The sequence below is a fragment of the uncultured Bacteroides sp. genome (genome assembly GCF_902472605.1).
Taxonomy (GTDB): domain Bacteria; phylum Bacteroidota; class Bacteroidia; order Bacteroidales; family Bacteroidaceae; genus Phocaeicola.
Window position 1 is genome coordinate 22,583 of sequence record NZ_CABROP010000020.1, and the last position, 20,956, is coordinate 43,538.

The following is a 20,956-nucleotide window of genomic DNA, read 5'->3' on the forward strand; positions in this document are numbered from 1 at the left end:
TCCCATCCCCTACATTTGTTGCAGTATAAACCCCTTAAATTGTGAAATATGAGAGCAAGTATTGAAGAGTATAAAGCCGTGGAAGAAGCGGCCCTGAAATTTGTGAAGAGTGTGGCCGAAGGCGACAGCCGTTATGCCAAAGAACTGTTTATCGACGAAGCCGTCCTGTTCGGTTACTTGGATGGGAAACTGGAGCATGGCAGTATCGAACAATTTTACAAGAACGTGGATACCGTGAGTGCCGGAAAAGATTTCAAGGCCCGTGTCGACATCGTAGACATTGAAGAGACCCTTGCCGTGGTGCGCGTGTTGGAAGAAAAATGGGGCGGACGCATTGATTTTACCGACTATCTCCTGCTGATGAAGATGAACGGAGAGTGGAAGTGCGTGGCCAAAGCTTACAATCAAAATTCAAATACCATTCAAAAATAAGGAGGATACCTATGAAAATTACCGTAATTACCGGAAGCCCTCGCAAGAAGGGAAACAGTTTTGCCATGACCGAGGCATTTGTGAAAGCCGCCGAACAGCGCGGTCATACCATCCAACGTTTTGATGCCGCTTTTCTGAAAATTGGCGGATGCCATGCCTGCATGACGTGTTACAAGACAGGGAAAGCCTGTTCTTTCGATGACGATTTCAACCTCATTGCCCCGGCCATCTTGGAAGCGGGTGCCGTGGTTTTCTCCATGCCGGTCTACTGGTATTCCATCCCGGCACAGATAAAAGGTGTCATCGACCGTCTGTTCTCGCTTGTAGTAGGCGGAAAGGACATTGCCGGAAAGAAATGTGCCTTGATTACCTGTTGTGAGGAGGAAGATCCTACCGTCATGGACGGTGTACGTATTCCCTTGGAGCGGTCGGCGGCACTGTTGAAGTGGAACATGATAGGAGAGGTGTTGATTCCCGGTGTATTGAACGAAGGGGATATTGAAAAAACCGACGGCTGTCGGCAGGCTGCCGCATTGGCTGAAAAATTCTGATTCGCTTTTTCGGATTTGCATCTCCGTTGCGAAACAAGGACTTCATTCTTTGCGAAGAAGAAATCCAGAATGCACGACGGAGATTCTTTTTGTCTAGCTACCCCATTGTAAGTAACGGCCGGCAGTGTCATATACTTGGATTGCCCGATTCGTTCCGGCGATCCTGCAGGATGTCGTTCATCTGCTCCTTGGCCCATTGTATCAACCCATTCAGATGGGGGAGTAAGGATTTTCCGCGAGAGGTCAACGAATATTCTACTTTAGGCGGTATCTGCGCATACACCTTCCGACTGACCAGTCCGTCTTCTTCCAGCGTGCGGAGGGTGACCGTCAGCATTTTCTGAGAAATGTCTGGAATCATGCGATGGAGTTCTCCAAAACGCATCACCGGAAATTGTTCCAGGGTAAAAATAATTAGAATCGACCATTTGTCGCAGATACGGGCCAACACGTTCCGAATCGGACAGTTCCTGATGTAAATATCATCATTTAGTTTGTTCTTATCCATAAAGTGGCTTTGTACAAGTTTCCATACAAAGGTACAAATAAAAAGTAGAAATACGGCAGAATGTTTCTGCGCTTACCATTTTCACAAGAAAGCTACCCACTATTCATTAAATTCTTTTTGTCGTAAAAATATTTGTTTTAATATCATTTTATTTATAATTTTGCGAAAACAATATTTATAATGCTACAATTATACAAAATACACAAATAAAATGATAATACAAATATTGAATTGAAGAACCTGGGATGTCTTTCTACCAGGAACATGAACAAAAAGAATAGCGCGTTTGCGAAGGGGGAATTCAAACGTAGCTTGAGTGAGAAAGAGAGATAAGGTATAATCTAAAAAGGTAAGGATATGGATAAAATGATTGAAAACCGAGACGCGGTCAACAAATGGATGGAACGCTTCGGCGTACGTTTTGGAGTGTACAAAAACGGGGTTTTTAAAGAACAGTTGTTCCCTTTTGATGCTATACCGAGGGTAATTCCCAAGGAAGACTGGGATTACCTGGAGAAGGGACTCATACAACGTGTAGATGCATTGAATTTGTTCCTAAACGACGTCTATCACGAGAAAAAGATTATCAAAGACGGCATTATACCGGCTGAATTTATTTACTCTTCCAAGGGATACCTCCCGGAGTGTGAAGGCGTGTCGCCCATCCACGATATTTATTCACACATATCAGGCATCGACTTGGTGCAGGCAAAAGACAACCGCTGGTTTGTGTTGGAAGACAATCTCCGCATTCCTTCCGGCGCTTCTTATCCGATGATAGCCCGTACCATTACCCGAAAAGTATCGCCACAGACTTTTCAGGAGAATGCAGTGGCCGACAACCGTGACTACAGTAGTCTGCTGAAGGAGATGATGGACTATGTGAATGATGGACGGGGTATTTCTGTCATATTGACTCCTGGACGCTATAATTCAGCCTTTTTTGAGCATTCGTATTTAGCGGAGAAAACAGGAGCGACATTGGCTTTCCCGGGAGATTTGGTGGTGGAGAACGATATCGTCTACTACATGGGACTATACCAAGAAAAACAACAGGTGGGATGTATTTATCGTCGTATCAGCGATGAATACTTGGATCCATTGACCTTCAATGCAGACTCCCTGATAGGAATCCCTCATCTCATGCAGGCCTACCGAAAAGGGAATGTGGCAGTGGTCAATGCCTTGGGCAATGGAGTGGCCGACGACAAAGGCATCTACTACTTCGTACCTAAAATGATTACGTATTACCTGCACGAGAAACCGATTCTTCAGAATGCACCTACTTATCTTCCATACTATAAAGAAGATTACCAGTATATTCTGGACAATATCGCGAAACTGGTTATCAAAGATGTGAGCGAAGCCGGTGGATATGGGGTCGTATTCGGACGAGACCTCTCTCCTGAAAAACTGGCTGAACTGAAACAACTGATTATCGATGACCCCAGACGCTGGATTGCACAAGAGGTAATAGACTTCAAGGACCTGGAAATTCAAGAAGGCAATGAACGAGTGGAACGAAAAGCCGACCTGCGTGCTTTCGTCATTTCCGGCGAACAAACCCGGGTGTGGAAAAGCGGCTTGACCCGCTTCTCACGTAATCCAAATTCATTTGTAGTGAACTCTTCACAAGGAGGGGGATTCAAAGATACTTGGGTAATGGAAAAGTAGCCCCAAGTCTGAACGAGAACATAATTGCTAAAAGCGAATACTAAACAACCACGAGATATGATTACAAATAATGCCATTTCAGCCATTAAAGCCAACCGTCTTTATTGGTTAGGCCGATATACAGAAAGAGTTTACATCAGCCTTCATCTGCTGCGCCGTTATTATGACAAGATGATTGACGGTGAACCGAAGGAGTACGAGGAATATTATCAGAAACTGGATACCAACAATCCTTATCCCGACAGGGAGAGTTTCCGGATAGGGTATATGTATGATGAGAAAAATCCCTGTTCCCTGATTTCGGGACTGACCGCCGCCAATGACAACGCCATTGTCCTGCGTGAAGAGATTATGAGCGAAACCCTTTCTTACATTGAACTATCGTTGTCGTACATTCGGAAGTCGGCAGAGAAAAAAGGTGACAACATCACCGACCTTCAGCCAATTACCGATTACCTGCTTGCTTTCTGGGGATCGGTAGACGAACGGGTATTCGATGAGCGGGTGCGTAATTTCTTGCGAATCGGCAAGTTGGTAGAAAATATGGACATGCACATTCGGTTTGATTATCCTTTTTATCGCATAGAAGAAGCCTTCGAATCCTTGAAACTCTGTGCGGAGACAGAAGAAGGCATTTTCGACCCGATGATTCTGGAACATTTGGATGAGTTGTTGAGTGAGGAGAAGTATGACAGTTCCAACTTAGAATATAAGGCAACGGTACTCAAATACCTCAACCACCTCGTCTTATTATAATAAAAATGAAAGTCATGATGATAAAGAGATACCTATATAATTATCAGACCATCATACGCTTCAGTACTCCAGTAACCAACCATTTCTTCAGCCTGAGGTGTATGCCTTGCGTCAATGCGTGCCAGCAGGTCGTGAAACGCGACATGTTTCTCCATCCGTCTGATTACTTGATTTATGGAGCCGATGCCTGGGGAAATCCGCTTCAATACGGCAGCCGGACCGAAGCGCACGATGCATTTATTTTTGTCAGCAGTGGGGAAGCCAAACTGACTCCGTATTGCATTCCAGAGTCCACACCGGGATATGTGTTTCGGGTGGAATCTACCCTGACTGGATTATCCGATTCCATGAAAGCATTTTTAGCAGATGGGAAACAGAAGAAAAACAATCCGTTGGATAGTGCCCTGCTGCTTGCCGACAAAATTCAAGATTATATGTGCTATTCACCAGGCAGTACACAGATAGACACGACTGCCATGGAAGCTTTCCAACAGCGAAAAGGCGTGTGTCAGGATTATGCTCACATCCTGATTGCACTGTGCCGCGCCTGTGGCATCCCCGCCCGCTATGTAAACGGGTTCATGCAGGGTACAGGCGTGACCCATGCCTGGGTGGAAGTACTTGCAGGCGATGAATGGAGAGGAATAGACCCGACCAACAACCGATTGATAGAATATGGATACATTAAGTTGGCACATGGGCGCGATGCCATGGACTGTCGGGTAAATCGGGGCGTTTTTACCGGTAACGCCACGCAACAGACTGAAATCCGGGTAATTGTAGAAGAACTATGATAAAGACAGTAGTATCTACCGCCCTTCCTGTAGATGAGCGGTTATTAATAAAGAAAAATGTAATCAGCCATGGAAACCCAAACAAACGTATCTGCATCGTCACAGGTACGCACGGCGACGAACTGGAAGGCCAGTATGTCTGTTTCCGTCTCAATCAAATCATACAACAGAATCTGGAGAAACTGAATGGCATAGTAGAAATCTATCCCGCATTGAATCCGTTGGGCATCGACTCCATTACCCGGGGCATCCCAGGTTTCGATTTGGATATGAACCGCATTTTCCCCGGCAATCCGGATGGGACCATGGCAGAACAGGCTGCCTATACTCTTATACGTGATTTGCAAGGAGCCGATATGGTAATCGATATTCATTCCAGCAACATTTTCCTGCGGGAGATTCCTCAGGTACGTATCAATGTGAATACGGCAGACACACTGGTGCCTTATGCCAAGCTGCTGGATGTAGATTTCATCTGGGTACACGAGGCTGCCACGGTGTTGGAATCTACCTTGGCCCATTCGCTGAACAGCCTGGATACTCCCACCTTGGTAGTAGAAATGGGAGTGGGCATGCGTATCAACCACGGATATGGCAACCGGCTGGTAAACGGCATCCTGAACCTGATGCACACCATGGGCATCTGGACCGCCACTCCCGATCCGATTTCCGTATCAGCTCCCACTGTTTCCGTGGGCAATCAGGTGAATTTCATTAATGCAGATGCTTCCGGGGTTTTTCTCACGGAAATCAAAAATAACATGATTGTAGAAAAAGGAGAGAAAATAGGCGAAGTGGTCAGTCCGCTCACCGGAGAAGTTCTCCAGTCTGTGAAAGCGCCTACCCGGGGACTGCTTTTTACTCTCCGGGCATATCCCATCGTCTATCAGGGATCTCTCTTGGCACGTATTCATCAATTTTAAGCAACCGATATGAAAAATGAAATAATCTTCAGCATGGAATCTCCTTTCCGCGACACGTTCCGCATCCAAGGATTTCGTTTCGGAGAAGGAGAGAAGAGTCTTGCACTGGTAGGGGCCATGCGTGGAAATGAAATACAGCAACAATATATCTGCTCACAGGTCGTAAACCGGTTGGCCACATTGGAGAAAGAAGGCCGGCTGGTGCCCGGGCATGAGATTTTGGTCGTTCCGTCGGTCAACCCTTTCTCCATGAACATAGAAAAGCGATTTTGGGCCATGGACAATACCGATATCAACCGGATGTTTCCGGGGTACGACCGAGGAGAAACCACTCAGCGTATTGCTGCCGCTCTTTTTGAGGCTATTCAAGGATACACCTACGGCATCCAGTTGGCCAGTTTCTACATTCCAGGCGATTTTGTACCACATGTGCGGATTACCCAGACCGGTTACGAAGACACGGCCACTGCGGCCCTCTTCGGCCTCCCGTTTGTCTGTCTCTACAAACCATTGCCCTTCGACACCACCTTGCTCAATTACAATTGGCAAATCTGGAACACCAAAGCATTCTCCCTCTACAGTGGAGGAAACGATACCGTGGAAGGAAAAGACGTGGCCGACTGTGTGCATACAATTTTCCGTTTTATGCACCGCACAGGACTGGTAGACTATACCGACTATAGCAGTCCGGATTACAATTCACGCCTGCTAAATGAAGACGAGTTAGTGCCGGTCAGAACCCCCGTTTCAGGTATCCTATACAAGATGAAACACGCTTGCGATGTGGTGAAGAAAGGGGAAGTGATGGCTTCTGTCATCGACCCTTACTACGGACAGGTCCTGATGGAGATTCAGGCTCCGACCAATGGAATTGTCTTTTTTGCCCATAACAAGTCACTGGTATTGCAGAATACCGTGGTGTATAAGATTGCTTAAAGGAGAGATGTAAAAAAGAACAAAGGTAGGAGAGTGAAAGCTCACCGGCTTCCCGCCGACGGCAGGCAACCGGTGACGCTGGATTGATTATTGCAGTTTGCCATATTCTTCGTCGGAAACCGGCTCTAACCATTCGTTCGACGTGTTTTCGCCCGGCACCTCAAAGGCCAGATGTGCGAACCAGCTGTCGGCTGCCGCCCCATGCCAGTGCTTGACACCTGCCGGAATATGAATCACCGTACCCGGCAGAATCTGTACGGCCGGTTTGCCTTCTTCCTGATACCAGCCGCGTCCGGCCACACCAATCAGCATCTGTCCGCCACCCTTGGTAGCCTGGTGGATGTGCCAGTTGTTGCGACATCCCGGTTCAAAGGTCACATTGGCCACAGGCACCTGTTCCTTGGATACCGGAGCCAGGTAACTGTTTCCGATAAAATACTTCGCATACGCCGTGTTGGGTTCTCCGATAGGGAAAATCATTTCGCGTTGGAAAGCAGCCTTGGCATCGTCTCCAGTGGTGTCTTCCGCCCACACTTCCTTGGCCAGACGGAAAGCGGCCCATGCCTTCGGCCATCCGGCATAGAAAGAGATATGCGTAATGATTTCAGCGATTTCCGTACGGGTGATGCCGTTCTGTTTCGCTGTCTGCAGGTGGTAAGTCAGCGAGCTGTCGGTGATGCCTTGGCTGATGAGCGAAGTGATGGTCACCAGGCTGCGGTCGCGCAACCCGAGTTTATCGGTCCGGCTCCACACCTCCCCGAAAAGTACGTCGTCATTCAATTCCGCGAATTTAGGAGCAAATTCTCCCAGCTGGTCGCGTCCAGCCGTCTGTTTGATAGTTTCCTGTGCCATAATCGTTGTACTGTTTATTACCCATGCGGCAAGCGCAAGGAGCATTTGTATTTTCATCATGCAATCGTTTAACGGTTTGTATTTTTCTGATTTCCTGTAGCAAAATTAACCGTTTTATATTATGGCCCGTGTATACTATTTACGGATATTTATACCCAAATGACGGAAGATGAAAGGATTCCACTCATGCTCTTCAAACACATTATATTTCTGTCTGGAATTTCCCCGCTTTCCACTATCTTTGCGCCATGAATTACCTGGAACTGTTTGGAACCCTCGTGGGGTTGATTTATCTGGCACTGGAGTATCGCGCCAGCATCTACCTGTGGCCGGTATCCATCGTCATGCCGGCCATCTATTTGGTGGTGTATTATCAGGCCGGACTGTATGCCGATTTCGGAATCAATGTCTACTATCTGCTTGCCTCAATATACGGCTGGATGGCCTGGAGCTGGAAAAAGAAGAAAACGGACCCGGCACAACCTGCCGCGGAACTACCCATCACTTCCATGCCGCGCAAGGTGTATCTGCCTCTGACGGCCGTGTTCTCGGTATGCTGGCTGGCCATCGCATGGATACTGATTGAATGGACCGACAGCAATGTACCTTGGACCGACAGCTTCACCACGGCCTTGAGCGTAATAGGAATGTGGATGCTGGCTCGCAAATACGTGGAACAGTGGGGAGTATGGATGGTGGTCGACTGGGTATGCTGCGGACTTTACCTCTACAAAGGACTGTATTTCACGGCGGTGCTTTACGGCGTGTATGCCGTAGTGGCTGTCTTCGGATGGAGAAGATGGCGGAAAGAGATGATTTCTGAAACACAAACTGAAAACGAATAATTAAATAAATTACGATGGAACACAACGAATCTAATAAAATAAATCCTGAGAGAGAGGAAAGGATGCGGGGCGTCTTGCCTTTTGTGCCCGAAGCGGTCGTGGTGGGCAACGGCGATTTTCCTTCGCATCCGTTCCCGCTGGCTGTGCTGGATGCTTCGCCGTACGTAGTGTGCTGCGACGGAGGGACAGATGCACTGGTGGACAGCGGACGGATACCCAGTTGGATAGTAGGCGACGGCGATTCACTCTCGGAAACGAACCGGGTGCGTTTTCACGACCGGATACACCGCATCTCTGAACAAGAGACCAACGACCAGACGAAAGCCGTTACCTTTCTGGCTGCCAAGGGCATCCGACGGATTGTCCTCGTGGGGGCTACAGGCAAGCGGGAAGACCATACCCTGGGAAACATCAGCCTGCTCATGGAATACCAGCGGATGGGACTGGAGGTGGCGATGCTGACCGATTACGGGTCTTTTATGCCCGCCGCTGATACGGAGGAGTTCGCAGGGTTTCCCCGTCAGCAGGTGTCTGTATTCAATGTGGATGCAGTGCAGCTGCGGAGCGAAGGATTGAGGTATCCGCTGTATGACTTCCATAGCTGGTGGCAGGGAACGCTGAACGAAGTGACCGGCCACGGTTTCCGCATTCAAGCAAAGGGTCGTTACTTGGTGTATCGCACTTATGAAGCAAAAAAATAACTCACAGTAGATGGGAATATTCACCGTCACCCTCCGCATATCGAAAAACGACTTATATTTAAGTCGCATCCATCCATACCCGTAATCATCTGATAATCAAACAACTAATATTTTCTAAAAAACGCAAGTGCATTTGCCTTAAAACGCAAGTGCGTTTTACCTGAAACGCCTTTACGTTTTCCTTCAAACGCACTTGCGTTTTGACTGAAACGTACTTGTGTTTTTCAGAAAATCCTTTCTCCTTGATTTTTAGGCAAATAAATCACTTGTTTTCTTGCTTTTCTCAAAATAAATCGCTAATTTACGTCCGTAGATTTTAAATGTAATGCTTATGAAAAAGTATGTTGCTGAATTAATCGGAACAATGGTCCTCGTTTTATTGGGTTGCGGCAGTGCCGTATTCGCAGGAGGAATAGCCGACACAGTGGGTGCCGGAGTAGGAACCATCGGAGTGGCCATGGCTTTCGGACTCTCTGTCATCGCCATGGCATATACCATCGGAAACATATCGGGTTGCCACATTAATCCGGCCATCACATTGGGAGTATGGCTCTCGGGAGGAATGAAAACCAAACGGGCATTGATGTACATGCTCTTCCAAGTAGTAGGAGCCATCATCGGCTCGCTGATATTGGCATTGTTAGTATCTACCGGTGCACACGGAGGACCGACGGCAACCGGTTCCAACAGCTTTGCACCCGATGCCATGGGACAGGCATTCCTGGCGGAAGCCGTGTTTACCTTTATCTTTGTGCTGGTGGCTTTGGGGGCTACGGACGAAAAGAAGGGAGCCGGCAACTTGGCGGGACTGGCCATCGGATTGACGCTGATATTGATTCACATCGTGTGTATCCCCATTACGGGCACTTCCGTGAACCCGGCTCGTAGTATTGGACCGGCTTTGATGGAGGGTGGACAGGCTATCGAACAGCTCTGGCTCTTCATCGTGGCTCCGTTTGTGGGAGCAGCTTTCAGTGCCCTCGTGTGGAAGTTCCTGCGCACGGATAAATAAAAGAAGAACTCTCGATAGCATGTCTTTTTCATTTAAAAAACGTATCTTTGCGCCGGTTTTTAAATAAAGGAAAAAGATATGCTATCGCACGGAATTTATTCTATCGTTTTACTGATTTTTTCGAACATCTTCATGACATTTGCCTGGTATGGGCACTTGAAGATGCGTGAGGAGTTCAGCTGGTTTGCCGCATTGCCACTCATTGGAGTGATTGCGTTCAGCTGGGCCATTGCTTTTTTTGAATATTGTCTGCAAGTACCGGCCAACCGACTGGGGTTCAAGGACAGTGGCGGACCGTTCGACATCATGCAGCTGAAAGTGATTCAGGAAGTGATTACGCTGACGGTCTTCACGATATTCTCCATGATTGCGTTCAAGATGGAACTGAAGTGGAATCACCTGGCTGCCTTTTTCTGCCTGATTCTGGCCGTATATTTCGTATTCAAGAAATAAATACAAACAAGATCAGTTCTGCCGGTCGCGCAGACGCTGGATTTCGCGCTGCACATCGTACTGGTTGTTTCTGATTCGGTCTTTCCGCAAGAATTCTTTGCGCCGGATGGAGTCTTCGGCTTCTTTCCGGCGAATATACTCATACAAGTTTCCCGCATCCTCCTCCTGGGCTGGTTGCGGGTTTTTCTTTTTCTGCACTTCCAAGGTGTCTGGCTTTGCTGTCGACTGGGTGGCCTTGACGGAATCGGGAGTGGCATAGACGGGCAGGAGAGGGGCTCCCGAAAAAGCAGGTTGGGAAGGAAGCATGGTACGGATGGTATCGGCTTTCCGGGCAGCAGTGTAACGGTAGAAATTGGGCACTTTCAAGCTATCAGCAGCGGTAGGTACGTAATCGGCATATGTCTTCCAAGCATTGGCATGCTTGCGGTTGTGGGCCAGCATCCGTCCACGGGGAGACAGATTATCGTAGAGGAAACCGATGAAATCAAGTCCACCGATGGCGAAAGTTGGCCCTATCGGGGCATTGAGGTCCCTGTACACTCTTCCCGTAGAAGGCATCAGGCTGCGCCCATAGTTTTCATCCCTATAGACTCGGTTAGGATTCAGAGTCCAGGAAATCTCCCATTTCTTGGGACGTCCGGTCACCAGCACATCGTACACGGGATCTTCTCCGAAACGGGTCCAGATGGTGTAGGGTTCCATGCGGACATATCCTTCGGGTTTCTTCACCTTGGTGGTATCAATCAGGCTGCGGGGCACTTTCAAGTCGACCTTGAAGTCCATCCATTTTTTGTCGAGCGGAGCCTCCAGAGGCTTGTTCTCCGGTTTGCTCGAAGGGTCAAAATCGAATTGAATCATTTTCACGGCATCCATGTTGAGCTGCAGTTCTTTTTCCTGCTGCTGAGCCATGCCCGGAAGAATACCGGCTGCACATAGGAATAAAGTCAGTTTAGAAGATAAATGTGATGCGTAGTCCATGTCGTGTGCGTATTTATAATCCTTTCACTCGTCCGCCCTGCATCCAGCATTTGCGGTAGTAGGGCTCTTCCAGCCGGCTGACAATGACCCCTGCACTGGTGCTGGCGTGGATGAATTTTCCGTCTTTCAGATAGATGCCTACGTGGTTGGCAGTCTTCTTGCGGCGTCCGTCATGGAAGAACACCAAGTCACCTTCCTGCAACTTGCGTTTGCTCACCTTGCGGCAGTCTTTTGTCCGCTGGGCCTCCGAATTGCGTTGCAGTTTCTTGTGATACACTTTCTTGTAGACGGCAGACGTAAAGCCTGAGCAGTCTGTTCCCCGGTGAGTGTTTCCTCCGTGTCGGTAGGGTACGCCAATCCAGTCGGCTGCTTCCACATACAGGCGGTGGTTGTCATCGGCATCAATGTCCATTTCCAAACGTACAGCCGCACGTGCCAGTTCCCGGTAGTCCACGCGAGGGGCACGGGTGCCGCACGATGAAAACAAAAGTGTGCACACCAATACAAGCATGCACACCGAAAAACGAGTGATACGGTTTCTGTACATATCATGTTATTTTAAAACAAATGTACACAATATTCTCGTTACCTGATAATCGACTTAGCGTATTTTAGAACCTGTTGAAGATTGTTTCATTTTATTCCTTCACCTCGAAATAGTCTTCCAGCTCTTTTCCTGCGGCACCGTCGGCATTGTCAAGGTCGCGAAGCAGGTGCCCCTGTTCCAGCAACACAATACGGGTACTGAGGTCCACGGTGTGGCTCAGGTTGTGGCTGGACACAAGGATAGTGGCCTTATGTTCCTCGTAATAATGCTGGAGCAAGTGCTTGAGCAGCGACTGTGAAGTAGGGTCGAGGAAGTTGAACGGCTCGTCCAAAATGACGAGTTCCGGATTGTGAAGCAGGGCGGTGACGATACCCATCTTCTGCTTGTTTCCTGCCGAAAGATTGCGGATGTATTTCTTTTCTTTCAGGATTTCATCACCCAGAAAACGTTCATAGCGATGAATGCGTTCATGAAGGGTAGCGGCATCGAACCCATACATGCGCCCGCAGAACTGGAAATATTCTTCGGGGGTGAGGTAATCTATCAGAAAACTCTCGTCCATGTAGGCTCCCACACGCAACTTCCAGTCTTCACTTTGTGACACGTCGGTACCATCCAGGCACACGCTTCCGCTGTCGGCTTTCAGCAAATCGAGCATCAGACGGAAGAGAGTGGTTTTTCCGGCACCGTTGTTGCCCATCAAGCCCAATATTTCAGGCGCTTGCAGGGTGTAGTTGGGAATCTCGACAGCCGTCTTGCTGCCATACGTCTTTTTCAAGTTCTGTATCTTGATTTCCATAAGGATTCTTTGTGATTGGTTACAAATAAAAAAGTTACCTCGTTTCGCGCAGATTCTCCAAAAGTGAATGTCGCTTCTGGAACACTTTCCGGTAGAGTGCCCTGCACCAAAGGGGATGAAGCAGGATGCCCGGCAGGCCCAGCAGGGCACAAACCAGATAGGCTGTAGAAGGTTCCATCCAAAAGAACAGAATCCGGCAGAGAGCTATCGGCATAAAAAAGGCAAAAGCTACGCTCAAAGCCTGATAGGGAGAGTTCCACTGGCCTTTTCCCATGAGGGAAGCGTCCAGCGGGGCGGTCTTCCGGTTCACAAGGGCCAGCAGCATGATGACCGGAAGAGTGACACCGGCTGTGTAGACCAACTGGCTGAAGACCAGCAGGACGGAGGTGCCTCCCCAAATAAGCGCAGGCAGTATGCACACCAGCGGAATGACCAACAGCAGAGAGTACACATAGTATTTGGCCCGGAACAGATGAAGCAGGGAACCGGGGTGCATCAGCAGTCCGTCGAGGTAGTTACCTTCATAGGCCATGATACGCGACAAGATGCTGATGGCGTATCCCGTGAAGCAATACACCACATACAGGTGCAGACCGAAAAATTCTTCCTCACCGGTATGGCTGAGCCCCAGCAGGCTCAGTGCAAACAATACGATGACCACAGTCATCATCTGGAAATTCTTCCGGGGAGCCTTGTTGCGGAATATCATCTTCAGCTCCAGTTTCATATATTCTCCCGTCAGTCCGAAACGGTCGAGGAAACGGTAGCGCCCGGCATGTTTGCTTTGCGGCACTTTTTCCCGGCGATTCAGTTCGCTATAGATACAAGCCATCTGTACCCGGCTGTTCAGGAAGCCCAATAGCGCAATCACGGCCAGTACGCCCAGGTAGGCCAGTACGCGGCCTTGCATAAAGGCCTCGCCCAATGTCATGAAGAAACTGCTGATGCCTCCTTCCGGGAATAGGAATTCTGCCAGTAACTGCAGGCCATAGAACCCGAGAGGGAGAAGCACCCAAGCCGTATGACGGCGTTGCAGCGTACGCACCAGTACGCTCCAATAGGCGTTGGCCACCATCAGCAGCCAGATGCCTGCCGCATAGCCTACCACACCGGCTATACCGAAGAAACGGACCACGGTCATGGCCGCAAAAGGTACAAATAAAAAGAGCCAGAACAGATTGAACGCCTTCAGTCCCACCTGTACGAGCAGGACATTAATCAGTTGTTGTTTTCTGACCGGCAACAAGAGATAGGGTTTGATTTCCTGCGTAGGAGTCGGGAAAAGGAAACGCAGCAGAAAATCCAAAAACAGGATGCCCGGCAAGCAGGCATTGAGCACATCATAGGGTTCCATTCCGGAAAACCCTTTTTCAAAAACAAAGGGCAGCGAAACCCCGATTAAAACGAGGTACGCTGCCCAAAATGCGACAAACAGATAAATCAGAAACTTGGCAAAGCGGTTCCGATCGTACATCGGACTCCGCCTTGCAGCAAGTTTTTGATTTCTCCGTATTTCAGTAAATAACATACGCGGAGTAATTGTTCTGTTTCCTTATTTTTCTACCGGAGAACTCATGCTGACTTCCACTTCGTTTTTCTGTCCGAAGAAGGCCTTGGCAAAGGCTTTCAGGTCGTCGCCGGTGATGGCGTTCACTGCTTCTTCGTATCCGGTATTCATATCCAGATTTTCCCAGTAGTACGTGTTCAGGATACCCATCCAGTAACCGTTTTCTTTCTGGTTCTGCTTGTAGGTCTTCAGCATGTATTCCTTCACCTTACTCAGGTCATCGCTTTCCGGACCGTTGGCAATGAATCCTTCAATGCCTTCGTTGATGAGTTTCACCATATCTTCACGACGGTTCGGATCGGTATCGAAGTACACCTGGAAGGCACCTTCTTCCTTCGGATACTTGCTCAGGCTTCCGCTACAGCTTACGCCGTAAGTTCCTCCGGCATCTTCACGTACAGTACGCAGGTAAACCATGTTGAGCAGCTGGCCGAGCATGCTCATCTGCAGCTTGTTCTTCATGTCATACTTGCAGTCGCCGGAATAAACCATCAGCACGCTGGCCTTCGGAGTCTCCAGTTCTTTCACGAAATTGTTTTCGTACATTCCCTTGCGGATATCCATCTTGGTATCACGGAAGTGTTCGTTGCGTTTCGTTGCCGGCAGGGCACCCAGGTACTGTTCAATGAGCGGAGTAGCTGTCTTTTCATCAATGTTACCCACCAAAATAAAGGTAAAGTCGCTGGCATCGGCAAAACGGTTCTTATACAGTTCCATTACCTTGTTGTAGTCAATCTTGTCGAGCATGTCGGCTTTCATAGACAAAGCACGCGGATGATGGTTGTAGAGTGCTACGGTAATAGAGTCACTGAACGCGGTCATCGGGTCAGCTTCCTGGTTGGCCAGAGCCGCTTTGTTACGGGTAATGAAAGAAGTGAAGGCTTCCTGATCCATACGCGGCGCCGTGAAGCGCAAGTAAGTCAGCTGAAGCATGGTTTCAAGGTCTTTCGGAGAGCAGCTACCAGACAATCCTTCAGTCAGAGTATTGACTTGTGCGCTGGCAGATGCCATTTTTCCAGCCAATACCTTGTCCAAATCTACAGAGTTGAAGTTACCCAAACCCCCTAAAGAGGCAATCTGGCTGATCAGGGCAAACTGCAGTACATCCTTGTCGTCGAACTGAGAAGTTCCACCCGGACTGAAGGCCTGCATACGTACTTCGTCGGCCTTGAAATCGGTCGGTTTCAGGATGACGCGCACACCGTTGCTCAGGGTCAGGATGGTAGAACCGAACACGCCCTGTTCTGTCTTGACCACCTTTCCGGCTTGCGGTTTATCCTTAATCAACGGTTCGTCGGAAACCTTGTCCACATACGGAGTCAGTTTTTCGGCTTTCACCTTATCCAATACGGCTTTCAGTTCGGCCTCCGTCGGGTATTTCATACCCTCCTTTTCAGGACAGAACACGCTGAGCACTACGTTCTTTTCCGTGATGAGCTGTTTCATCACCTGGTTAATGGCGTCTACCGGAATATTCGGCACCACCTGGTTCATAATGGCATATTCATTTTCGATGCCCGGAATCGGTTCATTGTCAATGAAGTTGCGTACATATTCGTTTACGTAAGCACCGTTGCGCTGCTTGTTGCGTTCGTTATAGGCAGATTCCAGTCCGCGCAGGTAATCCGCCTTGGCACGGGCATATTCGCTGGCTGTAAATCCGAACTGACGCACACGTTCCAATTCGCGCATCAAAGTTTCGGTAGTCAGGAGGATACCGTCTTCCTTGGCAGCCGCATACGCCATGAACGCATCCTTGGTCTTGGCTACGATGAAATCGCCATCACTCACACCTGCTTCGATGAACGGCGGATTGGCCTGCTGGGTCAGCTCGTTCAGACGGCTGTTAAGCATGCTTTCGATGGAAGAAATCATATAATTCATCACCAGATAACCCATGTTGTTCTTCTGATCGTTGGGCACCGCATCATGCTTGTGCATCAAATATACAATCGGGAACTGTTGTTCCTTGTCTTTGGCTACAGCAATAATCGGTTCGTCGTTGTCGGGCACCGGGAAGTATTTGCGTTCAGCCGCATTGGCCGGCATTTCGATGGGAGAGAACATCCGCTTGATTTTGTTTTCGATGCTGTCCACATTAATGTCACCCACCACGATGATGCCTTGCTGGTCGGGACGATACCATTTCTCATAATAGTCTCTCAAAGCCTGATAGGGGAAATTATCAACCACTTCCATGGTTCCGATAGGCAGACGGTAAGCATACTTGCTATCCTTATAAATGACAGGGAACACCTTTTCGTACATACGCATCATGGCGCCACTACTCGTACGCCATTCTTCATGGATAACCCCACGCTCCTTGTCGATTTCCTTCGGGTCAAGAGTCAGGTCGTTAGCCCAGTCGTGCAGAATCAACAGACAAGAGTCAATGATTCCGTCGCGAATGACCGGTACATTATCAATATTGTACACCGTTTCATCTACTGAAGTATAAGCGTTCAGGTTGGTACCGAACTTCACGCCGATGCTTTCCAGATACTCCCGTAGCAAGTTGCCCGGGAAATGTGTAGTTCCGTTGAAACACATGTGCTCCAGGAAGTGGGCTAGACCACGCTGATCGTCTTCTTCCAGGATGGAACCCACCTTCTGCGCAATGTAGAAGTCAGCCTGATGTTCCGGCAACGCATTGTGACGGATGTAATAGGTCAATCCGTTGTCCAACTTACCGATGCGCACGTTAGGATCGGTCGGAATGGGCGGCATCTGCTGTGCGAAGGCCGTCATGGCACCTCCCACCAAGATGACTGCCGCCACAGTTCTTTTCAGTTTAAAAATCTTCATTGTAATTTTTTTGATTAGATTGTGAATAAGATTAGAGAAGTCCGTTGGCCGAGAGGTAACGCTCTGCCTCAATGGCAGCCTTACATCCGCTTCCGGCGGCTGTGATAGCCTGTCGATAATGCGGATCGGCTACGTCACCGGCAGCGAAGACGCCCGGAACGCCCGTGCAGGGAGTATTTCCTTCCGTCACAATGTAACCGGTTTCATCGGTGGTTACCCACGGCTTGAAGATGTCAGAATTAGGTTTGTGGCCGATGGCCAGGAAGAATCCGTCGATGGCTATATCGTAGCGTTCTTCGTCGGGTTCACCCATACGTTTTACTACGTGCATACCTTCCACGCCGTTCTCACCGAACAGCCCTACGGCATTGTGTTCAAACAATACGGTAATATGCGGATGGTTCAGCACGCGTTCCTGCATGATTTTGGAAGCACGGAGATAAGGCTTGCGTACCACGAGGTACACCTTGCTGGCCAACCCGGCCAAGTAAACAGCCTCTTCGCAGGCTGTGTCGCCACCACCTACTACAGCCACGGTTTTCTTGCGATAGAAGAATCCGTCGCAAGTGGCACAGGCGCTCACACCCATGCCGGCGTATTTCTTTTCGTCTTCCAGTCCCAAGTATTTGGCTGTGGCACCGGTAGAAATGATAACCGTATCAGCGGTGATTTCTTTTTCATCGTCTACCACGAAAGTGTAGGGTGCTTTGCTTAGGTCGGCCTTTGTGACAATTCCGTTACGGATATCGGCTCCGAAGCGTTCGGCCTGTTTCTTCAGGTCGTCCATCAGCACGGGACCGGTCACACCTTCCGGATAGCCGGGGAAATTCTCGACTTCGGTAGTGGTGGTCAACTGTCCGCCAGGTTGGATGCCTTCATAAAGTACGGGAGAAAGATTGGCACGGCTGGTGTAGATAGCTGCCGTGTATCCTGCAGGTCCTGATCCGATGATCAGGCATTTTACATGTTCTGTTGCCATAAAATAATGAAATAAAATGATCTTAATTGAGTTATTACTGAGCAAAAATAGATATTTTTTGGAATAAACCTTCAACCGCCTATGGATTTTTCGAAAATATACATTCTTTATTCATTCATATTTGTCCTTTGGATATGGGTTTTATTGCATAAATGAAAAATAGGTGCTACCTTTGCCTGTCAAAAAGATAAAACTAACATTTAAAAAGGATATGTTTAGAAGTCATACTTGCGGTGAGTTGCGACTCGCCGATGCAGGCAAGAACGTGACACTGGCCGGATGGGTGCAGCGTACACGTAAGATGGGAGGAATGACATTTGTGGACCTCCGCGACCGTTATGGCATCACACAGTTGGTGTTCAACACTGAAGTGAATGCTGAACTCTGTGAACGTGCCAACCACCTGGGACGTGAATACGTGATTCAGGTAAAAGGAACGGTGAGCGAACGTTCCAGCAAAAATGCCAATATCCCGACAGGAGAGATTGAAATCATCGTATCAGAACTGAATATTCTGAACACGGCACAGACACCTCCTTTCACCATTGAAGACAATACGGACGGAGGAGATGACCTTCGTATGAAATACCGCTACCTGGACTTGCGTCGTACAGCCGTACGCAAGAACCTGGAACTGCGTCACCGCATGACAATGGAAGTTCGCCGCTACCTGGACAGCAAAGGTTTCTTGGAAGTGGAAACTCCGATGCTGATCGGTTCTACTCCGGAAGGTGCACGCGACTTCGTAGTGCCTTCTCGTATGAACCCAGGTCAGTTCTACGCTCTGCCTCAGTCTCCGCAGACCCTGAAGCAGTTGCTAATGGTTTCCGGTTTCGACCGTTATTTCCAGATTGTAAAATGTTTCCGCGATGAAGACCTGCGTGCCGACCGCCAGCCGGAATTCACTCAGATTGACTGCGAAATGAGTTTCGTGGAACAGGAAGACATTATCAATATGTTTGAAGGCATGGCCAAGCACCTGTTCAAGGAATTGCGTGGCGTGGAACTGACAGAACCGTTCCAGCGGATGCCGTGGTCGGATGCCATGAAGTACTACGGAAGCGACAAACCGGATTTGCGTTTCGGCATGAAGTTCGTAGAACTGATGGATGTACTGAAAGGTTACGGTTTCTCTGTATTCGACAATGCAGCCTACATCGGTGGTATCTGTGCAGAAGGAGCCGCTCACTATACCCGCAAGCAGCTGGATCACCTGACTGAATTCGTGAAACGTCCGCAAATCGGTGCCAAAGGTATGGTATATGCCCGCATCGAAGCTGACGGTACAGTGAAGTCAAGTGTGGACAAATTCTATAGCCAAGATGTATTGCAGAAGATGAAAGAAGCCTTCGGTGCCAAACCGGGTGACTTGATTCTGATTCTGAGTGGCGACGATGCCATGAAGACCCGCAAGCAGCTTTCTGAACTGCGTCTGGAGATGGGTAACCAGCTGGGCCTGCGCGACAAGAACAAATTCGCTTGCCTGTGGGTGGTTGATTTTCCGATGTTCGAATGGAGCGAAGAAGAAGGCCGTCTGATGGCTATGCACCATCCGTTCACTCATCCAAAAGACGAGGATATTCCATTGCTGGATACTGATCCGGCAGCTGTACGTGCCGATGCCTATGACATGGTAGTCAACGGTGTGGAAGTAGGAGGTGGTTCTATCCGTATCCACGACTCTGCACTGCAGGCCAAGATGTTCGAAATCCTCGGCTTCACTCCAGAAAAGGCACAGGAACAGTTCGGCTTCCTGATGAATGCCTTCAAGTTCGGTGCACCCCCTCACGGAGGTCTGGCTTACGGACTCGACCGCTGGGTATCTCTGTTTGCCGGTCTGGATTCTATCCGCGACTGCATCGCCTTTCCGAAGAACAACTCCGGACGTGACGTGATGCTGGATGCTCCTGGCTTCCTCGATCAAAAACAATTGGATGAACTGCATCTGAAAGTCGATTTAGAAGATAACAAATAATACACACCATACGTTTCAAGGAAAAGATAAGAGAGAAAGGAACTGAATGAAGGAAACTGTACGCGTAATACGCTTTGCCATAGTAGGTACGCTCAATGCCTTGATTGCAGCCGTAGTGGTTTGGCTACTGATGCACATCGAAGGAGAAAGTTACCTTATTGCAAATGTATGTGCGTACATCGTAGCACAGATTCACAACTTCATTTGGTGTAAATATTGGATCTTTCCCCTTGAAACAGATGACAAAAAAAATAGCATCTGGCATCAGATGCTATTTTTTATTGGAGCCTTCGCATTGGCTTACAGTGCACAATTCCTTTTTCTACTCATGCTCGTGGAGCTTCTTCACTGCAACGAGTATCTGGCACAATTCCTCGGACTCTTCGTCTATGGCGCCGTCAATTTCATCTGCAACCGCCGACTGACGTTCCGTTAACCCATTTCTGTCAAGTTTTTTTCTTCAATATAACGCAACCCGCGCTCCAGAATGACTTCACGCGTCTTTTCCGGATTGTCGGTGCGGAACACCAGGATACCTTTTCCACCCAACAGGAAGGAATAGAGGTAGGAGATACCTATGCCCCTCTCACTGAAGCTACGAATGGCATCGGCTGCCCGTCCAGGTTCATTATCCAGGCTAATGGCAAAAACTTCGGACACATTGGCCGAAATACCGGCATCCTTCAACACGTGAAAGGCACGGAGAGGCTCGGAACAGATGATACGGTAGATACCGTATTCCACGGTATCGGAAATGGTGGAAGCAATCAACTGAATGTGGGCTTCCTTCAACAACTCAAGCACCTGCAATAGTGTACCCGACTTGTTTTCTACAAAAACAGATAACTGATGTATGGTCATATCTTTTT

22 protein-coding genes are annotated in these 20,956 nt (G+C 48.7%); 13 read left to right on the forward strand and 9 right to left on the reverse strand.

What is annotated here, in order from left to right:
• Positions 1–48: 48 nt before the first annotated feature.
• Complete coding sequence (locus RDP42_RS06295; protein ID WP_308763002.1) at positions 49–432, forward strand: nuclear transport factor 2 family protein; 384 nt, start codon at positions 49–51, stop codon at positions 430–432.
• Between the two features lie 11 nt (positions 433–443).
• The gene (locus tag RDP42_RS06300) at positions 444–983 is read left to right on the forward strand and encodes a flavodoxin family protein (protein WP_308763003.1); all 540 of its coding nucleotides are present in this window, start codon (positions 444–446) and stop codon (positions 981–983) included.
• A gap of 127 nt (positions 984–1,110) precedes the next feature.
• Here RDP42_RS06300 and RDP42_RS06305 read toward each other — a convergent pair whose 3' ends face one another.
• Positions 1,111–1,491 carry a helix-turn-helix domain-containing protein gene (locus tag RDP42_RS06305; protein WP_204475233.1) on the reverse strand — a complete coding sequence of 127 codons (381 nt, stop codon included), beginning with the start codon at positions 1,489–1,491 and terminating at the stop codon, positions 1,111–1,113.
• A gap of 357 nt (positions 1,492–1,848) precedes the next feature.
• On the opposite strand from RDP42_RS06305, the gene RDP42_RS06310 reads away from it, so the two are divergent.
• From RDP42_RS06310 to RDP42_RS06330, 5 genes are read left to right on the forward strand one after another with little or no spacing between them, the layout of a single operon-like run.
• Positions 1,849–3,165 carry a circularly permuted type 2 ATP-grasp protein gene (locus RDP42_RS06310; protein ID WP_308763004.1) on the forward strand — a complete coding sequence of 439 codons (1,317 nt, stop codon included), beginning with the start codon at positions 1,849–1,851 and terminating at the stop codon, positions 3,163–3,165.
• A 57-nt stretch (positions 3,166–3,222) separates the two neighbouring features.
• A complete protein-coding gene (locus tag RDP42_RS06315; RefSeq protein WP_308763005.1) occupies positions 3,223–3,921 on the forward strand; it encodes an alpha-E domain-containing protein in 699 nt (232 codons plus the stop codon).
• A 14-nt stretch (positions 3,922–3,935) separates the two neighbouring features.
• Positions 3,936–4,715, forward strand: a complete 780-nt coding sequence (locus RDP42_RS06320; protein WP_308763006.1) for a transglutaminase family protein — start codon at positions 3,936–3,938, stop codon at positions 4,713–4,715.
• Positions 4,712–5,638, forward strand: a complete 927-nt coding sequence (locus RDP42_RS06325; RefSeq protein ID WP_308763007.1) for a M14 family metallopeptidase — start codon at positions 4,712–4,714, stop codon at positions 5,636–5,638. The genes RDP42_RS06320 and RDP42_RS06325 overlap by 4 nt, the downstream gene beginning before the upstream one ends.
• A gap of 9 nt (positions 5,639–5,647) precedes the next feature.
• Complete coding sequence (locus RDP42_RS06330; RefSeq protein WP_308763008.1) at positions 5,648–6,574, forward strand: M14 family metallopeptidase; 927 nt, start codon at positions 5,648–5,650, stop codon at positions 6,572–6,574.
• 87 nt (positions 6,575–6,661) lie between these two features.
• Here the strand turns inward: RDP42_RS06330 and RDP42_RS06335 are convergent, their stop codons facing one another.
• Positions 6,662–7,483, reverse strand: coding sequence for a carboxymuconolactone decarboxylase family protein (locus tag RDP42_RS06335; protein ID WP_308763021.1), 822 nt, complete (start codon positions 7,481–7,483; stop codon positions 6,662–6,664).
• A 191-nt stretch (positions 7,484–7,674) separates the two neighbouring features.
• Here RDP42_RS06335 and pnuC point away from each other — a divergent pair, with 191 nt between their 5' ends.
• From pnuC to RDP42_RS06355, 4 genes are all read left to right on the forward strand, one after another.
• Positions 7,675–8,271: a nicotinamide riboside transporter PnuC gene (gene pnuC, locus RDP42_RS06340; RefSeq protein WP_308763009.1), complete on the forward strand. Its 597-nt coding sequence runs from the start codon at positions 7,675–7,677 to the stop codon at positions 8,269–8,271.
• 62 nt (positions 8,272–8,333) lie between these two features.
• Positions 8,334–8,972, forward strand: coding sequence for a thiamine diphosphokinase (locus tag RDP42_RS06345; RefSeq protein ID WP_308763022.1), 639 nt, complete (start codon positions 8,334–8,336; stop codon positions 8,970–8,972).
• A 331-nt stretch (positions 8,973–9,303) separates the two neighbouring features.
• Positions 9,304–9,984 carry an MIP family channel protein gene (locus tag RDP42_RS06350; protein WP_204475255.1) on the forward strand — a complete coding sequence of 227 codons (681 nt, stop codon included), beginning with the start codon at positions 9,304–9,306 and terminating at the stop codon, positions 9,982–9,984.
• 78 nt (positions 9,985–10,062) lie between these two features.
• On the forward strand, positions 10,063–10,437 hold the full coding sequence (locus RDP42_RS06355; protein WP_022354575.1) for a DMT family protein: 375 nt from the start codon (positions 10,063–10,065) through the stop codon (positions 10,435–10,437).
• A gap of 12 nt (positions 10,438–10,449) precedes the next feature.
• Here RDP42_RS06355 and RDP42_RS06360 read toward each other — a convergent pair whose 3' ends face one another.
• The 6 genes from RDP42_RS06360 to trxB form a co-directional block, all read right to left on the reverse strand.
• Positions 10,450–11,415: a DUF4858 domain-containing protein gene (locus RDP42_RS06360; RefSeq protein ID WP_308763010.1), complete on the reverse strand. Its 966-nt coding sequence runs from the start codon at positions 11,413–11,415 to the stop codon at positions 10,450–10,452.
• Positions 11,416–11,428: 13 nt separating this feature from the next.
• Entirely contained in the window at positions 11,429–11,926 is a 498-nt protein-coding gene (locus tag RDP42_RS06365) for a C40 family peptidase (RefSeq protein WP_303914570.1), read from the reverse strand.
• A 127-nt stretch (positions 11,927–12,053) separates the two neighbouring features.
• Positions 12,054–12,761 (reverse strand): ABC transporter ATP-binding protein, encoded by a 708-nt coding sequence (locus tag RDP42_RS06370; protein WP_308763011.1) that lies wholly within the window; start codon positions 12,759–12,761, stop codon positions 12,054–12,056.
• Positions 12,762–12,795: 34 nt separating this feature from the next.
• Positions 12,796–14,289: a DUF5687 family protein gene (locus RDP42_RS06375; RefSeq protein WP_308763012.1), complete on the reverse strand. Its 1,494-nt coding sequence runs from the start codon at positions 14,287–14,289 to the stop codon at positions 12,796–12,798.
• A 24-nt stretch (positions 14,290–14,313) separates the two neighbouring features.
• Positions 14,314–17,133 (reverse strand): insulinase family protein, encoded by a 2,820-nt coding sequence (locus RDP42_RS06380; RefSeq protein ID WP_308763013.1) that lies wholly within the window; start codon positions 17,131–17,133, stop codon positions 14,314–14,316.
• Between the two features lie 31 nt (positions 17,134–17,164).
• Positions 17,165–18,112 carry a thioredoxin-disulfide reductase gene (gene trxB / locus RDP42_RS06385; protein ID WP_204475265.1) on the reverse strand — a complete coding sequence of 316 codons (948 nt, stop codon included), beginning with the start codon at positions 18,110–18,112 and terminating at the stop codon, positions 17,165–17,167.
• A 211-nt stretch (positions 18,113–18,323) separates the two neighbouring features.
• On the opposite strand from trxB, the gene aspS reads away from it, so the two are divergent.
• Positions 18,324–20,087, forward strand: coding sequence for an aspartate--tRNA ligase (gene aspS, locus RDP42_RS06390; RefSeq protein ID WP_308763014.1), 1,764 nt, complete (start codon positions 18,324–18,326; stop codon positions 20,085–20,087).
• Between the two features lie 46 nt (positions 20,088–20,133).
• A complete protein-coding gene (locus RDP42_RS06395; protein ID WP_204479655.1) occupies positions 20,134–20,523 on the forward strand; it encodes a GtrA family protein in 390 nt (129 codons plus the stop codon).
• On the opposite strand, the gene RDP42_RS06400 is transcribed toward RDP42_RS06395, so the two are convergent.
• Positions 20,520–20,948, reverse strand: coding sequence for an amino acid-binding protein (locus RDP42_RS06400; protein ID WP_308763015.1), 429 nt, complete (start codon positions 20,946–20,948; stop codon positions 20,520–20,522). The two genes, RDP42_RS06395 and RDP42_RS06400, sit on opposite strands and share 4 nt — an antisense overlap.
• Positions 20,949–20,956 lie beyond the last annotated feature (8 nt).

Coding starts and splice junctions, on each gene's coding strand:
- RDP42_RS06360 (WP_308763010.1), bottom strand. CDS start 11,415: ATGGACTACGCATCACATTTATCTTCTAAACTGACTTTATTCCTATGT.
- RDP42_RS06335 (WP_308763021.1), bottom strand. CDS start 7,483: ATGAAAATACAAATGCTCCTTGCGCTTGCCGCATGGGTAATAAACAGT.
- RDP42_RS06310 (WP_308763004.1), top strand. CDS start 1,849: ATGGATAAAATGATTGAAAACCGAGACGCGGTCAACAAATGGATGGAA.
- RDP42_RS06315 (WP_308763005.1), top strand. CDS start 3,223: ATGATTACAAATAATGCCATTTCAGCCATTAAAGCCAACCGTCTTTAT.
- RDP42_RS06350 (WP_204475255.1), top strand. CDS start 9,304: ATGAAAAAGTATGTTGCTGAATTAATCGGAACAATGGTCCTCGTTTTA.
- RDP42_RS06295 (WP_308763002.1), top strand. CDS start 49: ATGAGAGCAAGTATTGAAGAGTATAAAGCCGTGGAAGAAGCGGCCCTG.
- RDP42_RS06355 (WP_022354575.1), top strand. CDS start 10,063: ATGCTATCGCACGGAATTTATTCTATCGTTTTACTGATTTTTTCGAAC.
- RDP42_RS06375 (WP_308763012.1), bottom strand. CDS start 14,289: ATGTTATTTACTGAAATACGGAGAAATCAAAAACTTGCTGCAAGGCGG.
- RDP42_RS06370 (WP_308763011.1), bottom strand. CDS start 12,761: ATGGAAATCAAGATACAGAACTTGAAAAAGACGTATGGCAGCAAGACG.
- pnuC (WP_308763009.1), top strand. CDS start 7,675: ATGAATTACCTGGAACTGTTTGGAACCCTCGTGGGGTTGATTTATCTG.
- RDP42_RS06325 (WP_308763007.1), top strand. CDS start 4,712: ATGATAAAGACAGTAGTATCTACCGCCCTTCCTGTAGATGAGCGGTTA.
- RDP42_RS06330 (WP_308763008.1), top strand. CDS start 5,648: ATGAAAAATGAAATAATCTTCAGCATGGAATCTCCTTTCCGCGACACG.
- RDP42_RS06400 (WP_308763015.1), bottom strand. CDS start 20,948: ATGACCATACATCAGTTATCTGTTTTTGTAGAAAACAAGTCGGGTACA.
- RDP42_RS06320 (WP_308763006.1), top strand. CDS start 3,936: ATGATGATAAAGAGATACCTATATAATTATCAGACCATCATACGCTTC.
- trxB (WP_204475265.1), bottom strand. CDS start 18,112: ATGGCAACAGAACATGTAAAATGCCTGATCATCGGATCAGGACCTGCA.
- aspS (WP_308763014.1), top strand. CDS start 18,324: ATGTTTAGAAGTCATACTTGCGGTGAGTTGCGACTCGCCGATGCAGGC.
- RDP42_RS06305 (WP_204475233.1), bottom strand. CDS start 1,491: ATGGATAAGAACAAACTAAATGATGATATTTACATCAGGAACTGTCCG.
- RDP42_RS06365 (WP_303914570.1), bottom strand. CDS start 11,926: ATGCTTGTATTGGTGTGCACACTTTTGTTTTCATCGTGCGGCACCCGT.
- RDP42_RS06345 (WP_308763022.1), top strand. CDS start 8,334: ATGCGGGGCGTCTTGCCTTTTGTGCCCGAAGCGGTCGTGGTGGGCAAC.
- RDP42_RS06300 (WP_308763003.1), top strand. CDS start 444: ATGAAAATTACCGTAATTACCGGAAGCCCTCGCAAGAAGGGAAACAGT.
- RDP42_RS06380 (WP_308763013.1), bottom strand. CDS start 17,133: ATGAAGATTTTTAAACTGAAAAGAACTGTGGCGGCAGTCATCTTGGTG.
- RDP42_RS06395 (WP_204479655.1), top strand. CDS start 20,134: ATGAAGGAAACTGTACGCGTAATACGCTTTGCCATAGTAGGTACGCTC.